We start from the raw sequence: 18,003 nt of genomic DNA on the forward strand, positions 1-18,003 counted from the left end.
ATCTTAGGTTAAAGGGTTTTTTAATTATTAAATCAGTATGAAACTTATAGTCGGCTTAGGAAATCCCGGCACTAAATACGAATTAACAAGGCACAATGCAGGATATATAATCATTGATTATGTTGCAGAATACCTTAATTCGACCTTTAAAGCCGGTAAAGGCGAGTACTATTTTACTCGTGCTAAATATAAAGGTGACGATATCATTCTTCTTAAACCCTCTACTTACATGAACAATAGCGGAATAGCTGTCTCCCAATTCTTTGAACTTCACCCCGAAATTAATCTTCGTGACTTATTGATAATATACGACGATTTCCAGTTAGAACTTGGCACTATCCGCATTAGGCAAAGCGGAAGCGACGGTGGACACAATGGCATTGCAAGTATTATCTATCATCTTAATACTGACGATTTTCCAAGAATGCGCGTTGGCATTGGCAAAGACGAGGTTATGAAGAAAGAAGAATTTGTGAATTTTGTTCTTTCAAATTTTGACGAACCCGAATTAGAAAAAATTAAAAATATGTTACCCGTTTACAGAGATTGCGTGTTTGCCTACATTAAACAGCCTTTAAAGTCTGTAATGAATATGTACAATAAGAATTTTCTCGTGAATGATAAGCCAAAACAGTCTTCAGATAGAAATACCTATGACGATACCCTCAAAATAGATAATCCTTAATTTAGCAGGAATGTTACGCCTGCAGAATTCGTACATTTTAAATTACTTTTATATTTTCTTTATTCATTTTATTTAATTACATTTACGGAATTTTACCGAAGGTAAATACTGCAAAATAGTAATCTTAGATAAAGAAAGAATTAATTTTATGTATAAACTAAATTAAAAACCATGTCACAAGAATTACTACTGATTTTTGGCGTTAGTATCTTTGCCATGGCATTCGCTGTTTATCTTATAAAGAATGTCATGAAGCGCGATACAGGAACTGCTAAGATGCAGGAAATTTCTAATGCTATCAAGGAGGGTGCGGAAGCATTTCTGAGAAGACAGAATAAAACAATACTCTGGCTTGCTCTTGTCACTACATTGCTAGTTTATTTGTTGTACACTTTCCAGAAACCCGAACTCGCACTGTGGGCTTCATTGTCTTTTATTCTCGGAGCATTGAGCTCTGTTGTATCCGGATATATTGGCATGTGGATTTCCATAAGAGCGAATATCCGTACTGCTTCTGAAGCAATGAATTCAATGAACGGAGCTCTTCAGACTGCATTAAGGGCAGGTGCTGTTTCAGGTCTCTTCATCGTTGCTTTATCATTATTAGGTGTTGTTGGTTTATTTACAATTGCTCTTTATTTAGGAGGATTAGAAACAAGTAAGATTCCGCTTTATATTGCAGGTTATGGTTTCGGAGCTAGTTTCGTGGCACTCTTTGCTCAACTTGGAGGCGGTATTTATACAAAAGCTGCCGACGTCGGTGCAGACCTCGTTGGTAAAGTTGAAGCAGGGATTCCCGAAGACGACCCGAGGAATCCTGCTGTTATTGCTGACCTTGTCGGAGATAATGTTGGTGACTGTGCAGGTCGTGGTGCAGATCTTTTCGAATCTACAGCTGCCGAAAATATCGGAGCTATGATACTTGCAGCAATGCTTTACAACGGTAATTCCGCAATATTTGGAAATAATCCGGAAATATTACTGCTTATAATTTTGTTCCCGCTTATTGCTCGTGCATTCGGATTAATATCTTCTGTTATTGGTATTATGTCGGTAAAGACGAAAGAAGATAAAGACCCCATGGATGCTCTTAACAGGGGTTACTATATAACTTCATTCCTAGCAATGGTTGGTTTTGCAGTTGCTTCATACTGGGTGTTCGGTACAGGTCCAGTTGCTTCTGCGGTACCAAACGCATGGTGGCATTTCCTTCTTTGTGGTATTATTGGTATTTTAACATCAGTATTATTCCTATGGATAACTCAGTATTATACAGAATATAAATACAGCCCTGTTCAGTCTATTGCTGAAGCATCAAAAACAGGTCCCGCAACAAACATTATTTCAGGTATCGCAGTTGGTTTTGAATGCGTTGCTTATCCTGCTATCGTAATATCAGCAGCTATTATCTCATCTTTTGCACTCGGAGTTTCAAGCGGATTAGAAAATGGTGGTTTCTTCGCAACCGCAGTTGCAACTATGGGTATGTTAGGTCCTGCAGCTTACGTGCTTGCGATGGATACATTCGGACCTATAACTGATAACGCAGGTGGTATTGTTGAAATGTCTCAGCAGCCAGAGGAAATCAGAGTTAAGACTGACAGGCTTGATGCAGTTGGAAATACAACGAAAGCTCTGACTAAAGGGTATGCAGTCGGTTCTGCTGCACTTGCAGCATTCTTGCTTTTCCAGGCTTTTATTGTTGAAATAAAAGAATACAGCCATAACTATAATTTCCCCGGAGTTGACGTATCTCAACCACCGGTATTTATTGGTGCTCTTATGGGTGCTATGCTTGTGTTTCTATTTTCTGCCTGGGCTATTAAAGCAGTTGGCAGAGCGGCACAAGCAATTATACAGAATGTTCGCGATCAGTTTAAACGCGACCCCGGTATTCTTGCAGGAACATCCAAGCCAAACTACGGCGAGTGTGTTGACCTTGTAACAAGAGCCGCCCTGAGAGAAATGGTGAAACCGGGACTACTTGTAGTTCTTACGCCCATATTAGTCGGACTTATTTTCAAGTGGCTCCACAAAATGGACCCTGTTGTATTTAAGGCAACGGGTGCTGAGGTTGTTGCCGCAATGCTTCTTATAGGAACTATCGTCGGCGTTATCGTTGCCCTGTTCTTGAATAATGCAGGAGGTGCATGGGATAATGCAAAAAAGTTTATAGAACTCGAACCGAGAGACCTTGCAAAGAATATGGGTAAAGGTTCTGATAAACACAAAGCAGGTGTCGTCGGTGATACCGTCGGCGATCCGTTCAAGGATACAGCCGGTCCCTCACTGCATGTGCTTATTAAACTTTTATCAACAGTTACGCTTGTATTAGCTCCTCTGTTTATTTAAATTTATTTATTAAATATTATACGAAACCCCGTTTATGCGGGGTTTTTTTGTTTGCAGTACTATTCCCTTTTAAAATTGCAGTACAGTATATAATTTACAATATGATATTACTGAAGAGATTTTTTAACGAGTATAAATTAGCTGACGAACAGAGATACAAAGATACTTGTTTGTACAATAAATTAATTCTCGAATGGAATTCAAGAGTAAACGTGATATCAAGAAAGAATACGTCGATTGAAAATATTGTATTAAATTCAATTTTCTTCCTAACTAAATATGATTTTAAATCGGACACTAAAGTACTGGATATAGGTACAGGCGGCGGCTTTCCCGGGATTCCGCTCAAGATATTATATCCCAAAATCAATCTTACACTATGCGACTCCATTCAAAAGAAGATTAATGTAGTTGACGATATTATAATAAGAATGAATATGGGAGATACTAAAGCAGTTTGCTGCAGGGCAGAAGAACTGAAGAAAAATAAGAAACATTTCAGAGCTTATGATTATATAGTCTCAAAATCAGTTGCTCCGCTTTCCGACTTGTATAAATGGGGTAAGGATTTGTTAAATAAGAATGGATTGTTTCTGTGTATTAAAGGGGGCGAAATGTTAGACGAAATACAAAATTTAACAAAGCATAATAATAAAGTATCAACAGAAATTATAGAATATGATTTCCCTGAAGAGTATAATATCGAAGACAAAAAACTCGTATTAATAAAAACTAAAGACTCTGTTATATGAAGTACAAATTACTTATTCTGTTTTTGTTTTTTGCAGCTTGCGTGTATTCACAGAATTACAGAATTACAGGAAAAATACTCGATGCAAAAACTAATAAACCCCTCAGATATGCAACAATCAAAGTCATTGAAACGGGTACCGGAACTAACGCAGACGATAAAGGAGAGTTTATTCTAAACGTAAAGGAGGGTTCTTACAATTTAGTTACTTCATACATAGGATATTTTACTGATACCTCGTCATTTTTTATTCAGGGGGAAAGTTCTGAACGAAACATATTTCTAAATCCAACGGAAATCTATACAGAGGTTATTGAAGTAGCAGGAGAAGACCCTGCCTATGAAATCATACGTAAAGCAATTAAATATAAACAAATATTTAAAAGAGATTTAAACGAATATAACTTCGATGCTTATTCCAAATTTGTGGCAAGGTCTAATTTGAATCTATACAATGACCCATCATTGAAGAAAGATTCCACAGGAATGAATATATTGGGGATACTCGAATCAGAAACTGTCGGATATTTCAGAAAACCGGATGAAGAAAAACAAATAGTTAAGTCAAAACGTGAAACTGCTAATATAATACGGGGATTTGCAATACCTATGATTGTGAATTTCTATGATGAAAGCATTGACCTTGGTGAAAATAAAATACCCGGTCCTGTTGCTGACGATGCTTTTGACCACTACGAGTATAAACTGATTGGAACAACATCAATAGACTCTACAATAGTATTTAAGATAAGCGTTATTAATACATCATCACTTTTGCCGCAGTTCCTCGGAAATATATATGTTATTGATAGTCTCTTCGCTCTCATAAAAGTTGACCTTGAAACAAACAGTGAGGTTGTAAAAGGTATCAACAAACTTACTTTCAGACAAAAGTTTTCTCCGGAGAAAGATAATGAAAAGAAAAATTTCTGGATGCCTACGGATGTTGAAATATTCGGTGAGGGAAGATTTGCAGGAATTGTAAAAGTTAAGATAGATGTATTTACAATTATTTCAGATTACAGATTAAACGAGAAAGCTCCTCCGTATATCTGGGATGATGTTATAGTAAAAGTTGAAAGGGATGCAAAAAAAGACACATCATATTGGAACAAAAACCAACTAATAAAAAATACAGCTGACGAGAAAGTAGCGTACAAAGTTATAGAAAAATCAATTAATGAAAAACCGGATGTAACATTGGGGCTTACCGGAATAAGTTTCGGTAAAAATTTCAAACTCGACCTGCTTGAAACGTACAAGTTTAACAGTGTTGCAGGTCATCAGCTCGGATTAAAGCTTAATTATGCTAAAGATTTCGGAAGAGTAAATTCTTCTTTGTATTATGGTTACGGTTTTGACGACAAAAAAGCTAAAGTTAAGTTTGATTTATCAACCCAACTTTTAAGAGACAGGAGCTTACGGTTTAATTTTTCAGGCGGAAGTTATCTTTTCTCACCGTTTATGAAGAGGGGGCTGATGGATGATTTGTTAAACATTCTTTACACGCTGGGTACAAAGAAAGACAGGTATGCTTATTACAATTATCTGGGTTTCAACGCGGATGTAATTAAAGGAATTATCCCTCAGATTGCATTAGGACTCGGGTATCAGCAAGCTGAAAGAACTTCTGCTAAGGTCAATTCCGATTACAGTATTATCAAAAGACCAAACAGCTATTCTATGCAGCCTGTAATAAACGATGATATCAGACGCTCAATCAGTATTATCCTAAGAATTGATCCTAACAATTACAGGGCTATTGACTGGGGAGACGGTGATTTCACAAGGTTCAGAATAACTGAATTTCCTTACATAACGATGTCTTATGAAAATGCTTCAAAAGATTTATTAAATAGCACTTTTGATAACAGGAAATACAGCATTGAGGTATACGGTTCTAATAAATTTTCATCAAGAATACGTCCAACATATAAGATGGGATTTAAATTTATGAATGGCTCAGTTCCTTTTCAGGATTTATTATACTTCGATGTGTTTAAATCGGCTGATGATGCTATGACATTTGCCGCGATGGATTACAATGAATTTGCAGGAACTCAGCTTGCATACTTTAACATTGAGAACAACTTCGGAAAATTCTTTCCAAGGAGCGTACCTTTGCTTAATACAATTGATTTAATACTATTCTTTAATGCAGGACGGAGTCTGATTTCTGACGATGCCCAAAAAATACTGCTTAATGACTTTGTTAAAAGCACTGATGGTACGTTTTTGGAGGCGGGATTTGCTCTTGCTAATGTTCTGGACGTAGTGAGATTGAACTTTGGCTGGAGACTTAATAATTACAAACCGGGAAGCAATTTTATATTCTATTTAAGTTTCTTCTAACAGTTTTACAAATGATATTATTTGTATGTTTAATAATTACTTAATATTAATTATTATTGACTGGAAGTGTATAATAAATACACACTATATTTAAAATCACATTTTCAAATTTAAAATAAAAATGAAAAAGAACATCTTTGTAACTACGGCTGTTGTAATAACAGCCTTTTTCTTTATTGTATCTGATTTACCGGCTTATCCAAATGGTTTTACGGGCGGGACCAAAAAGAATCCTGGTACAAGTGGATGCGCCAGCTGTCACGCATTTAACACTGTTATTTCGGGTTTAATTACTGGTCCGGATACAGTAACAGCAGGTCAAACGTACACGTATACATTGACAATTACAAACTCTGGGGGGAGCGGTGATTTAGGTGTTGACATAGCGGCAAAGGTCGGATCATTATCAATTATTGCCGGACAGCAGCTAAAAGTAATGGGTACGGAATTAGTTCATCAAAACGGAGGTATTCCATATTCAAGTCCCAAGAGTATTACATTTAGCTATTCGGCTCCCAGTACTGTTGGATCAGACACCTTATACGCAACTGTTGATAGAGGATATTCAGGACGCTGGAATTATGCCCCCAATAAAGGAATCTATGTAAAACTTGCTACCGGTATTATTAACAATGAAATTCCTGTTAAATTCTATCTGTCTCAGAATTTCCCAAATCCATTTAATCCGGTAACTAAGATAAAATATGGAATTGCAAAAGAAACAAACGTGAGTGTAAAAGTTTTTGATTTACTTGGCAAAGAAGTTGCATCACTTGTGAATGAATATCAAGCTTCGGGCAATTATTTTACAACATTTGATGCGGCAAAATATCCGACAGGAATTTATTATTACAAGATACAAGCAGGCGATTTTACAGAAGTAAGAAAAATGAGTTTGATAAGATAACTGTTGAACGTATTTTTATTATAAAAGTACAGAGATGTAATTCTGTACCTGTTTAATTTAAAAACTAATACAATCAGAATTGTAATAATGTTTTAAACGTTATATTTTAATATAAGTAAAATTCAATTGAGCATGAAATATCTAATTATTTTTATTTTAATGATAAATTCTAATATGCTGTTTTCACAAGATTATAAGTTAACAACTGACGAGAAAAAGAACGCTCCGATGCTGGTCGGTTCAATCACCCGCACATTGTTAACTGAGGGTGCTTTTGGTGAATGGTTTAATAAGAGCTATGATATACATAAACTTGACCAGAGATCTCTTGATAAAGTAAACAGAGATTTCTTAAACCTAAACATTACCATTATTCTTGGGACATGGTGTGGAGACAGCAAAGAGTTTGTTCCGCCATTTCTGAAGATTCTTGATACGCTTAACTTTCCCGAGTCAAACCTTCGTCTTATATGTGTTGACAGGCAAAGGCAGGGAATTGCCGATGAGGTAAAAGACCTTGATATAAAGCTTGTACCTACATTTATATTTTACAAAGACGGAACGGAAATAGGGCGGATAATAGAAAGTCCGAAACTAGGACTTGAAAAGGATTTTTTAAAGATAACAACAGAATAAACATAATTTAAATGAAAAGGTTAGTACTAATAATATTACTTGTTTCAATTGTATATTTTGGGTTTAACGACAAACCTGAGATAAAATATGCAGGTGTTGATAGAATAAAATCGGAGAATCTGATGAAGACGGTTGAATATTTATCATCACCGGAATTAAACGGAAGGCTTGGAGGCAGTGAAGGATATTACAAGGCCGCAGCATTTATAGCAGAGGAGTTTAAAAAACTCGGATTAAAACCTATTGGAGACGAAGGGTACTATCAAAACTTTACCGTTGAGTACAATGAAATACTTGCCCCATGTATATTTGCAATGATGAATGAAGACGGAACGATGAATGCTTACAAATTGGGGGATGATTTTGTATGCAGAGGATTTACGGGTTCCGGTAAGTTTAATACAGAAGCAGTATTTACGGGATATGGATTTTCGGATAAAGCTAACAACTTTGATGAGTATGCAAATATTGACGTGCGGGGAAAAATTGTGATAATGTTTAAACAGGCACCATCCTGGAAATTTGGAGAAGAAAACTGGAATCAATCATTAAGATACAGAGCAAAGAATGCTTATGAAAAAGGAGCGGTTGGAATTATTTTTGTTTCAAAGCCGAATGATAAAAATCCTCAGAAGCCAATCGGCAGTGTGATGGACGGTGAGGGAGAGCAACTTGAAAATTTTCCTATGATACATGCCGATATTTCTGTGGTTGACAGGATACTTACTTCATCAGGAAAGAATTTAAAAGAACTACAGACGGAAATAGACAACGGAAAAAAGCCTTTATCGTTTGTTACAAAACAGAAAGTTTATCTCGAAGTGACTGCAAAATATGATAAAGCGAGAAGGACTATGAATGTGGCAGGACTTCTTGAAGGCAGCGATGAAAATTTGAGGAATGAATACTTAATAATCGGTGCACATTTAGACCACGCGGGCGGACAAGCAGGGGAAATATATTTTCCCGGAGCGAATGATAACGCATCGGGGTCTGCGTCTGTTTTAGAGATAGCAAGAGCTTTTATCGAATCAGGAGTTAAACCAAAGAGGTCAATATTATTTATTCTATTCTCAAATGAAGAATCGGGGCTTAACGGTGCAAAGTATTACACTGACAATCCACTTGTGCCGATTGAAAGAACCGTGGCTATGTTTAATAATGACTGTATAGGACACGGAGACAGTATACAGATTGGAAACGGAAAAAGTGCACCAATATTGTGGCAGTTAGCAAATTCAATTGATTCTGTAAATTCAAATTCTATGATAATGAGAACGTGGAACGGCGGCGGAGCAGATGCAGAGCCATTTCACAAGAAGAAAATTCCAAGCTTGTACTTTGTTACTTATTTTAGTTATACACATCTTCATTTACCGAGTGATAAACCAGAGACTCTAAATCCAATATTATTTGAGAATATTAGCAGGTTAGGTTATATGTCTGCGTATGAAGTTGCGATGGGTAATTACAGCAAAGAAACAATAATTAATTAGAATAGCTTTACTATTTAATATTTAGTAATATCTTTATATCTTTAAAACTTATATAGATAAATAAATAACAAAATTCATAAAATAAACTGGAGAGAAAATGAAAAAGATCTTTACAATTCTGTTAATATTAGTAACAGTATCAGCTTTTGCACAGACTGCACAATGGTCTTTTGTAAGCTATTTGCCGGCGCCTAATCCACCGGTTAATTCAATTACAGTACCGGATGCAAACACAATTTGGGTTGTTTGTGATGCTTCAGGTGGAGCGGCAAGAGTATACAAATCAACAAACGGCGGAGTAAACTGGCTTTTAAGAAATGGCGGTTTACCTTCAGTAAATGGTTATTCAATATTTGCTTTTGATACTACAACGGCATTTGTTGGAAATACTAACGGATCGTTGTTTAAAACAACAAACGGTGGATTCAACTGGACAAGTGTTTTAACCGTATCGGGTTCTTTCAGCAACGGTATACACATGTTCAACACTAACTACGGTATTTATTCAGGTGATCCGACGGGTTCTGGAGTTCCTTACCAATTCAGAATTACATCTGACGGCGGCAATACATGGGTGTTAGCACCTAATGCTCCTATTGCTACGAGTGAGTGGGGTGTAATTAATGCTTGGGATTTCACGGATTCATCACACGTATGGATTGGTTCAGCAAACACCGTAGCAAGTGCAACAACTGCTAAAATTTTCAGAACATCAACAGGATACTTCGGTTCATGGGCAAACACAGTTGTTACAGGAACAGGCGGTTCGAGTGGATGTTACTATCAAGCAGTTGGATTTGTAAATAACACAAACGGTATGGTCGGTTCAAGCGGAGGCGATTTAAGAAAAACAACAGACGGAGGTGTTACATTCACGGCAGTTACTGCTCCATGGACAACGGGAACAGTTGCGGTAATAAACATGAATGCATTGAAAGACGGTTCAAACACCATCAGAGTGACAGTTGCAGGTGATACGACAAGGATGTTCAGAACAACAAATCTCGGAACATCATGGATAAGAGAGCCATTACCGACAGAAGCAACAACAGGTCAGGTACAGCATATTCAGTTCCTTTCTGCTAACGTTGGTTTTGCAGGTCTTGGTGCATCCGGCGGTATAGGTGGATTCATTAAATACTCAATTCCGACAGGAATAACACCAATAAACAGCAATGTACCTGCAGAATTCAGTTTATCGCAGAACTATCCAAATCCATTTAACCCTTCAACGTCGATTAAATTTGCATTACCTAAATCAGGAAATGTAACATTAAAGGTTTACAACGCAATCGGTAAAGAAGTTGAAACACTGATTAGTGAGGAAATGGGTGCTGGTAATTATGAAGTTTCTTTTGATGCTTCGAGGTTAAACAGTGGAATATATTTCTACAGGTTGAACACGAATGGTTTCTCAGAAACAAAGAGAATGATGCTTGTCAAGTAAATTTTCTTAAATCATTAACAATAATTTTTATGAAGGGGCATCTTGAGGGGTGCCCTTTTTTAAATTAAACATTATGAACAATACAAAATATTTCGCAACTGCAATTCTTTTAATATCATTATCAATGATGGGTTTTAATGATGCATATTTACCAAAGTACAAGATGATAAATGATGTAGTTATAAAGAGGAATGACGGAGCGCTTTACATGAAGGGTATGATAAACATTAAGTTTAAGGACGAAGCAGGCGGTTTTTCAGTAAAGGTATTCAATATAGAAAAACTTGATAAATCACTTTCTGAAATTTCTGTTTCAAAACTGGAGCAGCGTCATCCTTTAAATCCAGTGATTGCTAAACGGATGATAGGCGATGAAGAGCTTGCAAAAGTTTTCGCTGTTTACTACACAGGAGAGATAGATCCGACAGAAGCGGCGAGAAAAATACTTGATGAGAATAAGGACATAATTGAATGGGCAGAACCTGATTTTGTTTATGAGGCAGATTTTATTCCGAATGATCCCAATATTGCCAGTCAATACCATTTATCAAGGATAGCAGCTTACACGGCATGGGATATTTCGCAAGGGGATACAAATGTAGTTATAGGGATAGTGGATTCAGGCAGCGATCTTGACCATCCCGATCTTACGGCGAACATAAAGTATAATTATGCAGAGATACCAAATGATATGATAGATAACGACGGGAACGGATATATTGATGACTGGAGGGGCTGGGATTTTGCAGGACCAAATTATTTATCGCTTTCTGAGGATAACGATCCGAATATTGTTTCATCATACTGCGAGCACGGGTCTCACGTATCAGGGTGTGCTTCGCAGGTGACCAACAATGGTGTTCATGGAGCAGGAATAGGATTTAAATGTAAGCTGCTTATAAGTAAACATGGTGCGGATAATGACAATACTGGAAGCGGTTATTCTTATGTTTACAACACAAACGCAGGGCTTACATACTGCTATCAGAATGGTACAAAAGTTATAAACTGCAGTTTCGGAGGTACGGCACCATCTACTTATACACAACTTGTGATTAACAATGCATGGGCAAATGGAGTTATAACAGTTGCTTCTGCGGGCAATGAGGGAGTAAATTCACCGAGGTATCCTGCATCATATCAGAACGTTATTTCCGTTGCATCGACGACATCTTCGGATACGAAGTCCTGGTTTTCAAACTATCATTCGACTGTTGATGTCTGTGCACCGGGTTCAAACATTTTAAGTACGTTATACAATAATTCCTATGCATATTTTGACGGAACATCGATGTCAGCACCAGTAACATCAGGGACGGTTGCGCTCATATGCTCGAAGTTTCCCAGTTACACACCAGAACAGGTTGTAACAAGACTTTTAACAGGCTGCGACAGTATTTACAATTTGAATCCGGGTTATGTAGGATTGCTTGGTGCGGGAAGAATAAATGCATTTAAATCACTGCAGCCATTGACATCAATATCACAAAACGGAATGGAAGTACCTACTGTATTTAAACTTGAGCAGAACTATCCAAATCCATTTAACCCAATTACTAAGATTAATTTCTCATTACCTAAATCGGGAGTTGTAAAGCTTACAGTCTATGATTTAAAAGGAAGCGAAGTGGAAACGCTTGTTAATGAAAACAAACAGGCAGGAAATTATGCCGTTAGTTTTAATGCCTCAATGCTTTCCAGCGGACTTTACTTTTATAAATTAAATTCAGGAAGTTATTCTGAGGTTAAGAAAATGATGCTTATCAAATAGAGGTTTTTTTACATGTATTCCCAGATGGATATTTTTAAACGGATACAAATTAATCGCATAAAACTGTTTTAAAGTCAATTGAAACTATTTAATATTATACTTAATTTGTTTCCAATTAAAAAATAAACATGAAACCTTTTATTGCGATAGTAATAATTATAAACACAATATTTTTCGGAGCGATGGCATATTACTCAAAGTTAACGTATGAGCTTACCGAGGTACAGACAATAGTCATAAAAGCGGAAATGGATACAACAAATATCCGTTTGAAGAGCATTAACACAGCGCTTGATGACAAGCTGTACGGGATAATGCATAACATATCGAATCCTAATACGAACAAGTAAAGGAGTTTTCTTAATTACATTATGTAGCAACCCTGTGAGTAAGGATAGGGTAATTTAGTGATTTAATAAGGTGCCTTTATTTATATACATTTCTTTTAACAGTTATTCCTTTTTTTTCAATTGAATATCTTGATTATTTTGTTTATTTTAAACAAATTAATTTCTTATAGATGGCTAAAGGGTACAACGTTCTTTTTGTAACCAGTGAGGTATTACCATATTCCAAAACTGGGGGTTTGGCAGATATATCAAATTCATTACCACAGGCGATGAATTCCTTAGGGAATGAAGTCAGAATCATAACTCCGAAATACGGACCGCTCGATGAAAGGCGCCTTCAGATACACGAGATAAAAAGACTTAAAGATCTCAGCATATCAATGCATGACAGGAATTACAAGTTCAGTATTAAGTCTTCTTTTATTCACGGGAAAAACACTAAGGCACAGATGTATCTTCTGGAGAACAATGATTTTTTCAAGAATAAAGGGATATATTTAAACAGTCGAACAAAAAGAGATTTTGATAATAATGACGACAGGTTTTTATTCTTTTGCAAGACTGTTATAGAGATTCTTGAAGTTCTGCAATGGAAGCCAGACGTGATACATTGTAACGACTGGCAGACGGCGCTTATACCTGCATTGCTGAAGACTGTCTATAAGGATAACGAACACACCAAAGGAATTAAGACCGTTTTAACGGTTCATAATCTTGGATATCAGGGAGATTTTCCTTATTCAACGTTTACAAAAACGGGATTATCTGATGAGGTATATAAAGAAGTAGGATTTGAAAAGGGACGGTTTAATTTTTTAAAAGCAGGTTTGCATTATGCAGATAAGATAACTACTGTTTCCGAGAAATATGCGGAAGAAATAAGAACTGATAAAGAATTTTCTTTTGGTATGGATGACGTACTAAACAAGAGGAAAAAAGACATATTTGGAATACTTAACGGAATAGACAGAGTTACATGGCATCCTACATTTGACAAGATAATAACTTATAGATACACATTACAGGAAATACCCCTAAAATGGGAAAATAAGAGAGAGCTCCTTCACAGGTTTAATTTCGAGATGAAGGAAGATGTACCATTAATTGGTTTCATAAGCAGGCTTGTAGAGTCGAAAGGTTTTGAGCTTATGAAGAAAGTACTTCCAGCGCTTATGAAAGAGGATGTACAGTTGATAATACTCGGCACGGGAGAAGATGAGTACCACAAGTTTCTCACTCAAAGCAAGAAAAAATATCCTAACAAATTAATAGTTGTACTTGATTTTAACGAAGATCTTGCACATCATATTCAAGCGGGAGCAGATATGATGCTGACACCATCAAAGTACGAACCCTGCGGGTTAACGCATTTATACAGTCTTACATATGGGACAATTCCTGTAGCGAGAAATACAGGCGGATTAGCTGACACTATAACTGACTATAAAAAGCCTGACGGCAATGGAATCCTTTTTAACAAGTTTGATGCAAACGAATTTCTTAAATCGATTCAGACTGCGATAGGAGTTTACAGGAAGAACAGGCAGAGATGGAACCAGATGATAAGGAATGCAATGGCACAGGATTTTTCGTGGAAAGTATCAGCAGCAAAATACATGCACATGTATAAGACTTTAATATCCTCGAAATAGAGTTTATACGCTGATTTCATGAAAAGGGCTGTTTTTCTTGACAGAGACGGGACGCTTAACTATGATGTCGGGTATCTTTCAAAACTTGAAGACATATACATTTTTGACGGGGTAGTAGATTCTCTTAAGCAGCTAAAGGAATCGGGATTCTTGAATATTATTGTAACAAACCAGTCAGGCATTGCAAGAGGTTATTTCAGTTTATCAAACCTAAAAACCATTCACGAAAAATTTCTCAATCTCCTTTCATACGATGGTGAATGTTTAATAGACGATGTATTCTTTTCGCCTTATCATATTGACGGAGTTATTGAAGAATACACAAAAGCGAGCGACTGTAGAAAACCTGGAACAGAGATGATAGAAAAAGCAGTGGACAAATATGACATTGACCTTTCAAGATCATACTTCATTGGCGACTCGCTTGTGGATATGCAATGCGCCCAGAATGCCGGTTTGAAGAAGATACTCGTAAAAACAGGATACGGCACAAAAACAATTAACGAGTGCCATAAGCTAGGTGTAGAGATTGATTTTATATCCGCAAACTTTTCAGAAGCTGCTTCTTACATCTTAAAATCAGGATAAATAGGTAAATACCGGGTTGTAAAAGTCATGACAAAGTCTCTACAAATTAACAATTGATTATATTATCTTATCTATTTAATATTAATATTTTACGTCAAAATTTGGGAATAACAGCAAATATATTCAATAAAATTATAACTTTAGTTGTAATTGTTGCATGTTTGGCAACAATACAGTCATGCGAGAATAATCCGAATGATTTGGGGCTCGAGTTTATTGTATCAGATACGCTAAGCACAAAACTTCTGGATTCAAACAAGGATTCAATACAGATAACAAACAACAACTTCAAGAAATTCGTGAACACATTTCCATCACCGTATATACTTGTTGGTTCATATTTGCAAAACGGAGCAATTTATACATCAAGAGCATTCGTAAGAACTCTTGGGGTATCGAATTCTTACGCAGGAGCAACCGTACTTTCTGCGAGAATAAAGATAAATTATGCTTCTTATGATTACAGAGATTCTACGGGAACAGTGGGTTTTAATGTATATTCGATATTAAGCCAGTATAATTTTACAACCATTACTAAAGATAGTATTTCCGAATCAAACATAGGAACGACAGTTCTTGGTTCTTATAACGGAACAGTAACAGATACGAATTCTATTTATATACCATTTGATAACGCAACTGCGAAGAACTGGCTCGAATACGCAGCTGATACGAATTACGCTCAGAAGAATTACGGATTAGCATTTGTTCCTAATGCAAGTTCTAATACAATAAAAGGTTTTGGAGGTTATTTCAATAGTGTCTCAAACTTAACGCCGCAGGTGATAATAGTTGCCAACAAAAACAATGTAACCGATACTTTATCGTATCCGCTTGAAACTATTTCTTTCCCTGACGTTATAAATCCTTACTTTCCGACGGATAGAATTGTAATTCAAAACGGAATAAGTTTAAACAGCATTATTAATTTCAACCTTAATAAACTTCCCCCGAGGGTAATTGTAAACGATGCGTTTTTGAGACTTAAGATTGATTTGCCAAATTCATCATTGAGGTCGATATCATCGAAAACGATGCAGTTCTCAATGATGACTGATACATTGGCAAAAACAAATGACGGTACAGCATACGAAACGTTACTTGAGGATTCCATGACGGTTTCGATCCATCTAACTCCTTATTTTCAGAAATGGAATTACGGAACAGCCGTAAATTATGGCGTTCTGATAAGAAATATTTATAACGTGATTAATCTTGACAGATTTGTATTCTATGGACCGGGTGTTCAGGACACGACTTTAAGACCCAAGCTATTAATTAGATATACACCGAGGGGATAAGATGATGAAAAAGACAAAGATAATAATAGGAGTCATATTAATATTTACGGCAGTGAATCTGCTAAAGGCCCAGGAAGAATTCAGTATGGGCTCTTTGTATTCAGCATATGGTGTAGGTTTAATGCGGTACTCGGCAAGCCACAGAACTGACGCAATGGGAATACAGGGTATAGGGTTACTCGGGAATTACATAAACAACCTTAATCCTGCATCGAACACATACTTAAGGAATACACTCGTGACATTAGGCGTGTCGGGACTTCTGCTAAAAACTTCAAACGATGAGAAGTCTGTTTCAATGTCGGACGCAAACGTAACAGGATTTAATATTGGGGTGCCGGTTTGGGATAATTACGGAATGGTATTGCTGTTTGGATTTAATCCAGTGTCAACGGTTCAGTATAAAATATCGGGAATAGTCGATCAAGCAGGAACAACTTTTACGGAAACGTTTGCGGGACTTGGTGGGCTTTCGAGAATAAACTTTGGTGCGGCAGGAAAACCTTTCAGGTTTTTAAGTCTTGGTGCCGAGTTTGATTATACATTTGGAAACGTAAAAGAACTATCGTTTTTTAATTTTAATACATCAACAACTTTAAATACATACATAAAAACAGAAAACGACCTTAAGGGAAGTTATTTCAAGGGAGGCGCAGTTCTTGAGTTCGGTTATATATTTCCGAAAAGTGTTATATTTGATAACCTTAACATTGGTTTTTACTTCCAGACAAACTACAAACTAACGTCATACGTCGACAAGATAAGTTTATCAACTCTCGGTTTTGATACTACTAACACAACGTATCCAGATGTAGAAATGCCGGAGAGTTACGGATTTGGCATATCGAAAAAGATAGGCCGGCAGCTTATTATTTCATCGGACATAATGTTTCAGAAATTCAGCAAGTTTAAATCGACCTCACTGGTTCCGGGAGAATATGCGGATAATTTCAGAGTAGGTGCAGGATTTGAAATACTGCCGAATCCTGAATCCGACAAAACTTTCTGGGAGAGTTTATATTACAGGGGCGGTTTTTCTTATGATAATTCGATAATGAAGATTAACAACGAGCAAGTTAATAATTATGCCGTAAGTCTTGGTGTTGGAGTACCTCTAAACAACGAGGCTGCAATTGATTTTGATGTTACAGCAGGAATGCGAGGCAATACTGATATCGGATTAGTAAAGGACAGTTACATTAAATTTAATTTAGGACTTAATTTTGGGGAATTTTGGTTCTTAAAATCAACAAGAGAAGATTTATAATTTTAATATAGAGATGAAAATAGTAATAGGATCTGATCACAGAGGGTATCCTCTGAAAGAGCAAATAAAGAAATATTTCGATAACAGCAAAATCGAATACAAGGATATAGGGACAACATCTACTGAAAGTGTTGACTATCCTGATTATGCAAAGCTTGCCGGAACAGCAATCAATGAAGAAGATTTTGATTACGGTGTTTTAATTTGCGGAAGCGGAATCGGTGTATCTATAGCAGCAAACAAGGTGAAAGGACTCCGTGCTGTAAATGCGAACAATAACAACATGGCTGAGATGGCTAGGAAGCACAACAATGCCAACGTTATATGTTTCGGTTCAGACTTTATTGATTACGAAAAAGCGATAAGATTTTTTGAGATATTTATTAACACCCGTTTCGAGGGCGGGGAGCGGCATGAACGCCGGCTTGGTAAATTAGAAAACAATTAA

At 36.5% G+C, this 18,003-nt stretch carries 15 protein-coding genes; all 15 read left to right on the top strand.

Features of this window, described 5'->3' with window-relative positions; translation table 11 throughout:
* The first annotated feature begins 37 nt into the window (after window positions 1-37).
* The 15 genes from pth (at window position 38) to rpiB (ending at window position 18,003) form a co-directional block, all read left to right on the top strand.
* Entirely contained in the window at window positions 38-685 is a 648-nt protein-coding gene (gene pth, locus WC644_06625) for an aminoacyl-tRNA hydrolase (GenBank protein MFA5011613.1), read from the top strand.
* A 171-nt stretch (window positions 686-856) separates the two neighbouring features.
* Window positions 857-3,037, top strand: coding sequence for a sodium-translocating pyrophosphatase (locus WC644_06630; protein ID MFA5011614.1), 2,181 nt, complete (start codon window positions 857-859; stop codon window positions 3,035-3,037).
* A 101-nt stretch (window positions 3,038-3,138) separates the two neighbouring features.
* On the top strand, window positions 3,139-3,789 hold the full coding sequence (gene rsmG / locus WC644_06635; GenBank protein MFA5011615.1) for a 16S rRNA (guanine(527)-N(7))-methyltransferase RsmG: 651 nt from the start codon (window positions 3,139-3,141) through the stop codon (window positions 3,787-3,789).
* Window positions 3,786-6,140, top strand: coding sequence for a DUF5686 family protein (locus tag WC644_06640; GenBank protein MFA5011616.1), 2,355 nt, complete (start codon window positions 3,786-3,788; stop codon window positions 6,138-6,140). Before rsmG ends, WC644_06640 begins: the two co-directional genes overlap by 4 nt.
* A 121-nt stretch (window positions 6,141-6,261) precedes the next feature.
* Window positions 6,262-7,047, top strand: coding sequence for a choice-of-anchor V domain-containing protein (locus WC644_06645; GenBank protein ID MFA5011617.1), 786 nt, complete (start codon window positions 6,262-6,264; stop codon window positions 7,045-7,047).
* A 132-nt stretch (window positions 7,048-7,179) separates the two neighbouring features.
* Window positions 7,180-7,683: a thioredoxin family protein gene (locus WC644_06650; GenBank protein MFA5011618.1), complete on the top strand. Its 504-nt coding sequence runs from the start codon at window positions 7,180-7,182 to the stop codon at window positions 7,681-7,683.
* A gap of 11 nt (window positions 7,684-7,694) precedes the next feature.
* Window positions 7,695-9,179, top strand: coding sequence for a M20/M25/M40 family metallo-hydrolase (locus WC644_06655; GenBank protein MFA5011619.1), 1,485 nt, complete (start codon window positions 7,695-7,697; stop codon window positions 9,177-9,179).
* Between the two features lie 97 nt (window positions 9,180-9,276).
* Window positions 9,277-10,626, top strand: coding sequence for a T9SS type A sorting domain-containing protein (locus WC644_06660; protein ID MFA5011620.1), 1,350 nt, complete (start codon window positions 9,277-9,279; stop codon window positions 10,624-10,626).
* A 73-nt stretch (window positions 10,627-10,699) separates the two neighbouring features.
* Complete coding sequence (locus WC644_06665) at window positions 10,700-12,397, top strand: S8 family serine peptidase (GenBank protein ID MFA5011621.1); 1,698 nt, start codon at window positions 10,700-10,702, stop codon at window positions 12,395-12,397.
* 128 nt (window positions 12,398-12,525) lie between these two features.
* A complete protein-coding gene (locus tag WC644_06670; protein ID MFA5011622.1) occupies window positions 12,526-12,747 on the top strand; it encodes a hypothetical protein in 222 nt (73 codons plus the stop codon).
* A gap of 170 nt (window positions 12,748-12,917) precedes the next feature.
* Entirely contained in the window at window positions 12,918-14,399 is a 1,482-nt protein-coding gene (gene glgA / locus WC644_06675; protein ID MFA5011623.1) for a glycogen synthase GlgA, read from the top strand.
* Window positions 14,400-14,417: 18 nt separating this feature from the next.
* Window positions 14,418-14,987, top strand: a complete 570-nt coding sequence (locus WC644_06680; protein ID MFA5011624.1) for an HAD family hydrolase — start codon at window positions 14,418-14,420, stop codon at window positions 14,985-14,987.
* Window positions 14,988-15,148: 161 nt separating this feature from the next.
* Window positions 15,149-16,288 carry a hypothetical protein gene (locus WC644_06685; protein ID MFA5011625.1) on the top strand — a complete coding sequence of 380 codons (1,140 nt, stop codon included), beginning with the start codon at window positions 15,149-15,151 and terminating at the stop codon, window positions 16,286-16,288.
* A 1-nt stretch (window position 16,289) separates the two neighbouring features.
* The gene (locus WC644_06690) at window positions 16,290-17,555 is read left to right on the top strand and encodes a hypothetical protein (protein ID MFA5011626.1); all 1,266 of its coding nucleotides are present in this window, start codon (window positions 16,290-16,292) and stop codon (window positions 17,553-17,555) included.
* Between the two features lie 13 nt (window positions 17,556-17,568).
* Entirely contained in the window at window positions 17,569-18,003 is a 435-nt protein-coding gene (gene rpiB, locus WC644_06695) for a ribose 5-phosphate isomerase B (protein ID MFA5011627.1), read from the top strand.

It is taken from the genome of Ignavibacteria bacterium (genome assembly GCA_041649015.1).
Taxonomy (GTDB): Bacteria; Bacteroidota; Ignavibacteria; order Tepidaquicellales; family Tepidaquicellaceae; genus CAIKZJ01.